This window comes from Pseudomonas sp. GW821-FHT07G10 (genome assembly GCF_059418545.1).
The window spans coordinates 1-9,898 of the sequence record NZ_JBWKQB010000056.1 but is presented as its reverse complement, the minus strand read 5'-3'; the positions used below and the strand labels follow the sequence as shown (position 1 = coordinate 9,898).

The 9,898-nt window shown below is 55.9% G+C and carries 8 protein-coding genes, 1 tRNA gene and 2 pseudogenes; 8 read left to right on the top strand and 3 right to left on the bottom strand.

Features of this window, described 5'->3' with window-relative positions:
• Nucleotides 1-134: 134 nt before the first annotated feature.
• Nucleotides 135-824 carry a crotonase/enoyl-CoA hydratase family protein gene (locus AC07O1_RS30175; protein ID WP_495091169.1) on the bottom strand — a complete coding sequence of 230 codons (690 nt, stop codon included), beginning with the start codon at nucleotides 822-824 and terminating at the stop codon, nucleotides 135-137.
• A 319-nt stretch (nucleotides 825-1,143) separates the two neighbouring features.
• On the opposite strand from AC07O1_RS30175, the gene AC07O1_RS30170 reads away from it, so the two are divergent.
• The 7 genes and pseudogenes from AC07O1_RS30170 to AC07O1_RS30140 all read left to right on the top strand — a co-directional run.
• Nucleotides 1,144-1,233, top strand: a tRNA-Ser gene (locus AC07O1_RS30170).
• 396 nt (nucleotides 1,234-1,629) lie between these two features.
• A pseudogene (locus AC07O1_RS30165) lies at nucleotides 1,630-1,880 on the top strand (DUF4113 domain-containing protein); the annotation flags it as partial.
• Between the two features lie 172 nt (nucleotides 1,881-2,052).
• Nucleotides 2,053-2,982 carry a LysR family transcriptional regulator gene (locus AC07O1_RS30160; RefSeq protein ID WP_494993947.1) on the top strand — a complete coding sequence of 310 codons (930 nt, stop codon included), beginning with the start codon at nucleotides 2,053-2,055 and terminating at the stop codon, nucleotides 2,980-2,982.
• Nucleotides 2,983-3,227: 245 nt separating this feature from the next.
• On the top strand, nucleotides 3,228-4,682 hold the full coding sequence (tcuA, locus tag AC07O1_RS30155; RefSeq protein ID WP_495091168.1) for an FAD-dependent tricarballylate dehydrogenase TcuA: 1,455 nt from the start codon (nucleotides 3,228-3,230) through the stop codon (nucleotides 4,680-4,682).
• Nucleotides 4,669-5,826 carry a tricarballylate utilization 4Fe-4S protein TcuB gene (gene tcuB, locus AC07O1_RS30150; RefSeq protein WP_495091167.1) on the top strand — a complete coding sequence of 386 codons (1,158 nt, stop codon included), beginning with the start codon at nucleotides 4,669-4,671 and terminating at the stop codon, nucleotides 5,824-5,826. Before tcuA ends, tcuB begins: the two co-directional genes overlap by 14 nt.
• 47 nt (nucleotides 5,827-5,873) lie before the next feature.
• On the top strand, nucleotides 5,874-7,187 hold the full coding sequence (locus tag AC07O1_RS30145; RefSeq protein ID WP_495091166.1) for an MFS transporter: 1,314 nt from the start codon (nucleotides 5,874-5,876) through the stop codon (nucleotides 7,185-7,187).
• Between the two features lie 319 nt (nucleotides 7,188-7,506).
• A pseudogene (locus AC07O1_RS30140) lies at nucleotides 7,507-7,764 on the top strand (OprD family outer membrane porin); the annotation flags it as partial.
• On the opposite strand, the gene AC07O1_RS30135 reads toward AC07O1_RS30140, so the two are convergent.
• Both AC07O1_RS30135 and AC07O1_RS30130 read right to left on the bottom strand, forming a co-directional pair.
• Complete coding sequence (locus AC07O1_RS30135; protein WP_495091165.1) at nucleotides 7,698-8,084, bottom strand: Arm DNA-binding domain-containing protein; 387 nt, start codon at nucleotides 8,082-8,084, stop codon at nucleotides 7,698-7,700. The pseudogene AC07O1_RS30140 and the gene AC07O1_RS30135 sit on opposite strands and share 67 nt — an antisense overlap.
• 214 nt (nucleotides 8,085-8,298) lie before the next feature.
• Complete coding sequence (locus AC07O1_RS30130; protein ID WP_495091164.1) at nucleotides 8,299-8,796, bottom strand: hypothetical protein; 498 nt, start codon at nucleotides 8,794-8,796, stop codon at nucleotides 8,299-8,301.
• 19 nt (nucleotides 8,797-8,815) lie between these two features.
• On the opposite strand from AC07O1_RS30130, the gene AC07O1_RS30125 reads away from it, so the two are divergent.
• Entirely contained in the window at nucleotides 8,816-9,790 is a 975-nt protein-coding gene (locus AC07O1_RS30125) for a hypothetical protein (RefSeq protein WP_495091163.1), read from the top strand.
• Nucleotides 9,791-9,898 lie beyond the last annotated feature (108 nt).

Sequence of the window (9,898 nt, the reverse complement as noted above, 5' to 3'; positions counted from 1 at the left end):
CTGCGTTTTGCGCCCGTATCCATTGCACCCTCCTGATAAGAAGCCAGAAGGTGTAAACCTTATTCAGGACGAGACAGGGTCCAAGAAAAAGCCCGGCTATAGAGGCCGGGCTTTCTCATTGATGCGCTCGAGCGTTAGCCCAAATGTTCCTGGTCCTGGATGATCGCGTTGTCCAGCGTCTCCAGCAGTGCCTTGCGCACTTTCAGCTTGGTGTTCTTGTGGGCGGTCATGTTGATCTTCTTCAATTGACGCGCGGCTGCCAGCGCAGCGGCTTGCAACTCTTGCGGTGCCACGACCTTGTCGAGGAAGCCCGCATCCACCGCGCCTTGCGGGTCAAACATCTCACCGTTGATCACCGAACGATGGAATGCCGACTTGCGCAAGCGATCACGCGCCAGCTCGATACCGGCGTGGTGCATGGTCATGCCGATCTGAACTTCGTTCAGGCCAATGCTGAATGGACCCTCGACACCGATCCGGTAATCGGCCGACAACAGGATAAAGGCACCCTTGGCCACCGCATGCCCGGGGCAGGCGACAATGACCGGGAAGGGGTGAGACAACAGGCGACGAGCCAGGGTCGACCCCGACGTCACCAGGCTGACCGCTTCCCTAGGGCCGGCTGTCATCACCTTCAAGTCATAACCGCCCGACAGAATCCCTGGTTGACCGGTAATGATCACTACCGCCCGATCCTTCTCTGCCTGGTCCAGCGCAGCATTGAAAGCAGCTATCACGTCCGGGGAAATGGCATTGACCTTGCCATTGCTCAAGGTCAGGGTCGCTATACCGTCTTCGAGGTGGTAGGAAATCAACTCACTCATGACGCTATTCCTTGTAATGAAGTGGGGGCAGACGTTACCCACCGCGGTAGGTCAGGTAAAGCGCCGTGACTGACTGATGAGTCAGCCTTTGTCCGCCCGGCAAGCGTAGCCGGCCACGCCGGCGGCGTATTGCTCTCTATATAGAGGTGAAGGCCAGGCCAGAGATTGGCCGGTTTGCCATGGCCGAACACAAGGTCCAATCGCGCCAAGCGACATAAATGCCTAAGCGCATGAAAATTCTGAAAAAAATATTTGCCATCGGAAAAGCTTTCGACTACATTAGCGCGCCTCGACAGACAGAACATGTTTGAAGAGATACGGTGAAGTGTCCGAGTGGCTTAAGGAGCACGCCTGGAAAGTGTGTATACAAGAAATTGTATCGAGAGTTCGAATCTCTCCTTCACCGCCATATTTAAACGTTAAAGCCCTGATTATTCGGGGCTTTTTCGTTTCTGCGTTTCTGAAAAAAATCCAGCCCATACTTTGGCCCATACCCTGGACGGCTCAGTGCTTTACGACCAAAGGCTGATTTTTCGACAGTTTCTAAGCGGTGCGGCCCAGCAGCGGTCCATCGATCGATCTGACTCGCCTCGTTGTAATCGGGATCATCATTTGACCGACATCAACGCACGAACGCTTGCCAGCGATTGTCTGTTGGCGCCGACGCCGAATTGACCCAGTTACCGAGATGCCACTGACCCAGTCTGATTCCTCGTGAACCATTTCCTGTGCTGGATTTCTGCCGATTGGAGTTGGGTCAGTCTTGCGTCGGCACGTAGGTCAATTCGGAGTCGGTGCCAACACCAAGGTTCTGCTACTCAATCTTTGCCAACCGGGTGAGTACACCGATGATCTGTTCGCAATGTCCCAGCCGAACGAAGCGAGCAGGATTAGGGCGGTGCTGGACAAGATCAACGGGCGGTGGGGCTGTGGGACATTGCGGGCGGTCAGTGTGCCGAGCACCCGGATTGGGGGATGCGAAGGGAGATGATGAGCCAGAGTGTAGGCGCTGATGCGGAGTCGCCCATCTGCTGGGGCAAGACTGCCCTAACATAAATAGGTAGATACCCAGCACAGGCGGCTCAGGATACTAAACACCTCCCAGCCTTAAACGAATAAAAGACAAAGGAAAAAGCCGACCTATTGGTAATCACCCAGCCGATGGCCGACACGAAGTTCAGGCAAAAGGTAGACTACTTGTTTATCCTTCGTCCGGAGTCGCTTCCCCTTGGAACTCAAGCAACTGCGCTATTTCGTGAAGATCGTCGAGCATGGCAGCCTTGGCCGTGCTGCATTGGAGCTGGACGTCGGCGTCTCAGCGCTAAGCCAACAGATCGGCAAGCTTGAGAGTGAACTGTCGACTCGCCTGCTAAACCGTACCAGCACTGGCGTGACTCCGACCAGCGCCGGGTTCGCCTTCCTGCACCACGCCCAGTTGACCTTGCGCCAGGCGGAGAACGCGATCCTGGCAGCACATCGCGGGCGCATGAGTGGATACGTCAGTGTCGGTCTGCCACCCACCACTGCCACGGTTCTAGCGCTGCCGTTGATCAATGCAATGCGCGAGCGTTACCCGGACATCCAGCTGCACCTGGTGGAGATGCTGTCCGGGCACCTCGCGGCGCAGCTCAATGCGCGGCAGATCGATCTGGCAATCCTGTTTCAACTCGAAGGAGGCAAGCGCTGGAGCGTGACGCCGTTGCTGGACGAAAAACTATTCGTGATTACCTCCCGAGAACTGCCAGGCGCACCGCGCGGCGACAGCGTGCAACTGGCAGATATTGGTCAACTGCCTCTGGTGATGCCCAGCTCCCAACATGGGCTGCGTGCGACTCTGATGACCGCATTTGAACGCTCGGGCGTGACGCCTAACATCATCATGGAGGTAGACGGACTAGTCGTGCTGATGAACGCGGTACGGGCCGGACACGCTGCTACGATTCAACCAGGTGCCGCCGCAGCATTAGAAGGGGCATCGGGATTGTCGCTGGTACAGATCGCTGATGCGCACGTTGGGCGTAGGAATTTGCTGGCGACTCTTGCTGACGACGAACTATCCCCCGCTGCTCTGGCGACGCGGGTCGTGATAACCGATGTAGTGCGGCACTTGGTCAATGATCGGCAGTGGCCCGGAGCGCGTTTGATTGAGGAAATTTGAGACTTAGAACAATATCACCGAACGTATGCCTTACAGGCAATGCCGCCCACTCAATAGTTGTTCGCCTCGCATACCGTTGCGATCAAAGGGGCCGCTGCCCGAAGAGAATTCACTTCTCCCCCCCTTTAGCAAAACTAAAGCCCCCATGTAAAAACCCGCCTTTCGCCCCCTTGGACGTCGCACTACTGTTCGCCCACTTGCCAGCAGCAACTCGTTCCCGTCTGCTTGCGAATTGAGGAGAAACGATGGTCGATGTTTTGGTTATAGGTGGCGGTAACGCGGCCTTGTGCGCGGCGCTGATGGCGCGGGAAGCCGGTGCCAGCGTGATGTTGCTGGAAGGCTCGCCAAAGGTCTGGCGCGGTGGTAATTCACAACACACGCGTAACCTGCGCTGTATGCATGATGCGCCGCAGGATGTGCTGGTCGACGCGTATCCCGAAGAAGAATATTGGCAGGACTTGCTCAAAGTTACCGGCGGCATCACCAATGAAAAATTGGCACGCATTGCCATTCGCGCCTCTTCCTCGTGTCGCGACTGGATGCGATCCCACGGCGTGCATTTCCAACCGCCGCTGTCCGGCGCGTTGCATGTAGCGCGCACCAATGCGTTCTTCATGGGCGGAGGCAAGGCACTGGTCAATGCGTACTTTCGCAGCGCTGAACGCCTAGGCGTCAAGATTCGCTACAACGCTCAAGTAACCGATATCGAGCTGAAAGATGGAAAATTCGTCGCCGCACACATAGGCGAGCGCGAGGTCGATGGACAGCATTTGCCTGCCGAACGTGTTGAAGCCCGCTCCTGCGTGCTGGCAGCAGGTGGCTTCGAATCCAACCGCGAATGGCTGCGCGAGGCCTGGGGCCAAAACGAACGTGGCGAATGGCCGTCGGATAACTTTCTGATCCGTGGCACGCGTTTCAATACCGGGGTGTTGCTGCGCCGCATGCAGGATCTCGGCGCTGACATCATAGGCGATCCGACACAGGCGCACATGGTCGCCATCGACGCCCGGGCGCCGCTTTACGACGGTGGGATCTGCACCCGCATCGACTGCGTGTCGTTGGGCGTGGTGGTCAACCGCGATGGCGAGCGCTTCTATGACGAAGGCGAAGATTTCTGGCCCAAGCGCTATGCAATCTGGGGTCGGTTGGTGGCTGGGCAACCCAACCAGCAGGCCTATTCGATCATCGACCAGCAGGCGATCGGCCGCTTCATGCCGCCGGTTTTCCCAGGTACCAAGGCCAACTCACTGCAAGAGCTCGCGCGTCTTTTGGATTTGCCAGAAACGCAGTTCATGCAAACCATCGAAAGCTACAACCGTGCCTGTAAGGTCGGGACATTCGACCACACCGCCCTGGACGACTGCCACACCGAAGGCCTGACACCTGCCAAGACACACTGGGCACGGCCTTTGGTCAATCCGCCGTTTTATGGCTATCCGCTTAAACCTGGTGTGACCTTCACCTACCTGGGCTTGGCCACCGACGAAACTACTGCTGTGCACTTCAAAGGTAAAGCCAGTCCGAATCTGTTTGTCGCGGGAGAAATGATGGCGGGCAATGTGCTGGGCAAGGGGTACACCGCCGGCATCGGCATGGCCATCGGCACAGCTTTCGGGCGTATCGCTGGCGTTCAGGCGGCGGCCTCGGTGGGTTTCGGCCCTTCTACTGTGATATCGGAATCTCGTCATGCAACTGTTTGATCCCCAAGCGTCCAGCCAACTGATCCCAGTCCTTAATCTGGAGGAAACTGAAGTTGAGCGGCAGATGACCATCTGCAATGCCTGTCGCTATTGCGAAGGTTTCTGTGCGGTGTTTCCGGCCATGACCCGGCGTCTGGAGTTCACGCAGGCGGACATCCATTACCTGGCGAACCTATGCCACAACTGCGGCGCTTGCCTTTCGGCGTGCCAGTACGCAGCGCCCCATGAGTTTGCAGTCAATGTGCCTAAAGCAATGGCCAAGGTGCGTCTGAACACTTACGTCGAATACGTTTGGCCGCAGCCGTTGGGTAAGCTTTACCAACGTAACGGCCTAACCCTGGCTCTGGCTTCAGGTGGCGGGTTGGCGTTGTTTCTGTGCTTGACCCTGGTGGTGATGGGTAATCTGTTCACGGCCATACCGGGTGGCAATTTCTACGGTATTTTCCCGCACAACACACTGGCCCTAATGTTTGGCGCAGTGTTCGGCTTTGCGGCACTGGCCCTGACAATCGGAGTACGACGCTTCTGGCGTAACGTCTCACCTGCCGACGCGCCGCTACCACTGAAAACCTCTGCCGCCCTGGAAGCCACAGCCAACGTCGCACAGCTCAAGTATCTGGACGGCGGCCACGCAGAAGGCTGCAACAACGACGATGACAAATTCACTTTATGGCGCCGTCGCTTCCACCACTTCACCTTCTACGGCTTCATGCTGTGCTTCGCCGCCACGGCTGTGGCCACGCTCTATCACCTCCTGCTTGACTGGTCTGCCCCATACCCAATCTTCAGTCTGCCGGTGATGCTCGGAATCCTTGGCGGTACCGGCCTGTTGGTGGGCCCGGCCGGATTGCTATGGATGAATCTGCGTCGCAACCCGGAACAGGGAGATGAGAACCAGAAACCCATGGATCGCGGATTCATCGCGCTGCTGTTGCTGGTCAGTTCCAGCGGCCTGGCATTGCTCGCTTTGCGCGAGACCAGCGCCTTGGGCCTGCTGCTGGCAATCCACCTGGGACTGGTTATGGCGTTCTTTCTAACCATGCCCTACAGCAAATTCGCCCACGGTATCTTCCGTAGCGCCGCGCTACTCAAGTACTCCATCGAAAAACGTCTACCCAGCCCGATCAGCGCCGGCAGTGACTGACCGTCCCAACCTCTATTCCAATAACAATATCGAGTATCACTGTAACCATGACCAAAATAAAAACGGAAAACACCCGATCCCGGACGTCAAAATTCGGCGCCATCATAAGGGTTACCAGCGGCAACTTTCTCGAACAGTTCGACTTCTTTCTGTTCGGGTTCTACGCAACCTACATATCCCAGACGTTCTTCCCTGCAAGCAGTGAGTTCGCCTCGCTGATGATGACCTTCGCCGTATTCGGTTCGGGTTTTCTGATGCGTCCATTGGGCGCCATCGTGCTTGGCGCTTACATCGACAAGGTGGGTCGTCGCAAGGGTTTGATTGTGACTCTGTCGATCATGGCATGCGGCACGGTTCTGATCGCATTGGTACCGGGGTATGCCAGCATTGGAGTCGCGGCACCGATTCTGGTGCTGTTGGGTCGATTGCTTCAGGGCTTCTCGGCTGGCGCAGAACTGGGCGGTGTGTCGGTTTATCTGGCCGAGATCGCAACGCCGGGCCGTACTGGTTTCTACACCAGTTGGCAGTCGGCCAGCCAACAGATCGCGATCATCCTTGCGGCGGCGTTGGGCTATGGGATCAACGCCTATCTGAATGCAACCGAGATAGCTGCGTGGGGCTGGCGCATTCCGTTCTTCATCGGCTGCGTGATCATCCCGTTCATTTTCATCATTCGTCGTTCGTTGCAGGAAACCGAAGCGTTCAAGGCTCGCGCGCATCACCCAAGTACTGCCGAAGTGTTCCGCTCCATGCGGGACAACTGGCGCACAGTGCTGGCGGGCGGTCTGTTGGCGTCGATGACCACGACTACCTTCTACCTGATCACCGTATACACCCCGACGTTCGGAAGAACGGTGCTGCACTTGAGCACCACTGATAGCCTGGTGGTGACGTTGTTTGTGGGCCTCACCAATTTCATTTGGTTACCCATCGGCGGTGCGATTTCAGATCGAATCGGCCGTCGTCCACTGCTGTTGGCGATCTCGCTGCTGTGCATTTTTACAGCGTATCCGGCCATGCATTGGCTTGCTGAGGCCGCCAGTTTTGAGCGGTTGTTGGTGGTCTTGCTGTACTTCTCATTCTTCTTCGGCGTGTACAACGGTGCAATGGTCGCGGCGTTGACTGAAGTCATGCCACAGAATGTGCGGGTGGTGGGTTTTTCTTTGGCCTTCAGCCTGGCGACCGCAATTTTTGGTGGGTTTACCCCGGCGATGTCGACCTTTCTGGTGCAGGCAACCGGTGACAAGGCGTCTCCGGCATATTGGTTGATGTTCGCAGCGTTGTGCGGGTTCTCGGCAACGATGGTCTTGTATCGACAACGTAATAGGTCAGTGGCTGATTTGGCTCAAACCGCCGACTAGCAAAACATATTGACCGAACAACATTTCCCCTGTCTAAAGCATGCTCGTAGAAGTAGTAATGATTATTGCTGAGTGATCCGTTTAGTCAGGGGCTGTATGTTTAATGTGATTGGCGTTATCAGCGTTGATAGGCGATGCTTTGGAGTTGGTTAAATAATGGCTGGAAAAGTGGTAGTAGAGATTTAAGTATTTGAATTTTCGTGCTGCATGTTTTTATATAGATAAAAGCTGTCTGACAGTTCTCTGTTTGTATTGTTGCGGATTGGCTGTCTTTTGTATTGATTGTGTTGATTAAAATAAAAAAACCGGAGCGCTATAGGTGAATAAGAAAAAAGTTTCTATAATTTTTGCGCTGAGCAGTATTGCTCTGAGTACCCAAGCGTATGCTGACTTCCTACGTGATAGTAAAGCTACCTTGGGAGTGAAAAACTACTACTTCAATAACGACAACCGTGATGGCACCGCTGCCCCTTCGAAAACCGAAGAGTGGGCGCAAGGTTTCATGTTGGATTATAAGTCGGGATACACCGATGGCACGATCGGTTTTGGCGTTGATGCTCTGGGTTTGCTGGCCCTGGCTGCATCCTGAGCTAAACGTTCAGCTTCTTTTTCCAGCCATTGCCGCTCCAACTCCTCATCCCGACAGGTAAGCGGATCAACGCCGGACTTACTCAGCTTTCTGGCTTCTGCTGCTTTTTCGCGGGCTACCGCAAGACTTACTTCAGGGTGCCTACCCAGTCCCATGTCTCGGCTCTTGCCAGCGAGCTTGTAGCGGAAGATCCAACTGGCGCCACCGGTACGGCCGAGTTTTAAGTAGAGGCCGTCACCATCGTTGGTCATTCCGGGTAACCCCGATCTGACTATTTTTTCTACCACTTTGGTCGTAAGAGATGCCATCGATCACCTCCTATGAAAGGCTGACGACTCAATCTAAATGAATGCCAGCCCATACTCCAGCCCATACCTTGGACCCTGGCTTCCCGTAGTTACGCTTGGATCACAAAAGAAAGTATCTTCGTCAACTGTATGTTTTTATAGAATTTTTATTGAGGTAATTAACCGCCTATGGACTTCTAGAAACACTAAAGTGGCGGACTCCTTCCCCGCCATATTAGAAACACGCGAAGCCCCTGACTTTCCTGGAGAAAGTCAGGGGCTTCGTGGTTTCTGTCGTCTGAAAAAAGGCGGTTTGGGACCAGCGCCAGGGATTCAGGGCATGTTCAAGGATGCCAATGACGTCCGGGCCGTCCTCATTCGTCAGCGGATGACTGGCCTGGGTGTGAGCCGAAACCGTACCTTCTCGCCGGATTTTTTTGATCCCTTTTTCGCCACCTATACTTAATGCACCGTAGGCGGACGCGCTGAATGTTCCGTTCGGATGGGGGGCTGGAAAGGCTGCAAAGGCACCATCTGCAGCTTGTTGGGAGGAAGAGAGCGCCCGTTGAGGATTGCAGAGCAAATAAACCGGTATGAGCAGCGTGAAGGGCTTGGTTGAAACATCTGCGATGGCGGATGGGCTACCGTTGTCGAGTCTGTTTTGGGGGGCTGCGATCTTGAATTTGCGATCCCTGATCGTCGTCTTGATGGTTGCGTTGGTGAGTTGCGCCACACCCTATCGCGTCCCTGAAGTGACTGCGCCGGTTCCGATCACAGAGAGTATCTGGCAACAAGTCGATCGGGACATCGTCGCCGCATCGCAAGCCGCGACAGAGCAAGCCAAAACTTACGCTCGCGGCTCCATGGAGCACTGGAGGGACCTCGTCTACCAGCGCACCGAGTCGGACTTCATTCCGTGGTATACCAGCTACTGGACCCAGGAATGGCTGTCCATGAAGGTGACCTGGTACACGCTGAACGCAAAGGGCGAGACGGATCCTTCGGCAAAACGATTGACTGCCTATTTGCAGGAGCAGTACCACGATCGCGTGCTGGCCCCTGCCGCCGTGGAGATCGATCCCGATACGATTCTGATGCAGGCAACGCAACTCTACGTCCAGGTCCTGGGCAAAGAACTTCAGGAAATCGCGCAGCGCTATGGTGTTTCTGCGGATCAATTCGACCGGCGGCTCAAAGGCATTCCAGCGATCGTGCTGGCGCCCCCACCCGACCACAGCGCTTCGCTCTATCAGATTGTCCACGCCAATCCGCTCGCCAGGCAGCCGGCTTATGCAGCCCTGATCAATCGGATCCATAATGCCCCCGGAGGGGTGGGAGTGGGGGCATCGGACGCAGGTATTACGTCAGTGGCGAAACAGACCAGCGCAAAACTGGAGGCTGAGCTCGCCGGCAGGGGGGCTGCAGGCGCTATTGCTGTGGTAGCCGGCCGGGTAGTAGGCTCGCTGATTTCCATGGGAGTGGCAGGTGTCCACGCCATCACCCAGGAGAGCGAACGGCCGGACCTGGAAGCGCAGGTTCGCAAAAGCCTGAGCGTCGCCTTTGACCAGGCGTGGCTTAAGCTTGTTGAGAACCCTACCTCCGGGGTGATGGCGGGGGTCTTTTACCTGTCTGGACAAATTGAAGGAAGTCTCGCCAAACCCGTGACGCTGCCAGCCATACCCGAACTGGTACCAGCGCCGCGAGAAGTTCCCCTGCCAAGCCAGTAACCCCTTGGCGCAATGCAGAAGTTCAAATGGGCGCTAGTGGCCTGTGTGGCTAGTTCTGTTAGTCAACTTCGGCGCCAGCAGCCCATATCCTGCGTTGCTGTTCCTCGC

Bases quoted from the DNA above. Each gene is read 5' to 3' on its own strand.
- tcuB (WP_495091167.1), top strand. From the start codon at position 4,669: ATGCAACTGTTTGATCCCCAAGCGTCCAGCCAACTGATCCCAGTCCTT.
- AC07O1_RS30135 (WP_495091165.1), bottom strand. From the start codon at position 8,084: ATGGCATCTCTTACGACCAAAGTGGTAGAAAAAATAGTCAGATCGGGG.
- tcuA (WP_495091168.1), top strand. From the start codon at position 3,228: ATGGTCGATGTTTTGGTTATAGGTGGCGGTAACGCGGCCTTGTGCGCG.
- AC07O1_RS30145 (WP_495091166.1), top strand. From the start codon at position 5,874: ATGACCAAAATAAAAACGGAAAACACCCGATCCCGGACGTCAAAATTC.
- AC07O1_RS30175 (WP_495091169.1), bottom strand. From the start codon at position 824: ATGAGTGAGTTGATTTCCTACCACCTCGAAGACGGTATAGCGACCCTG.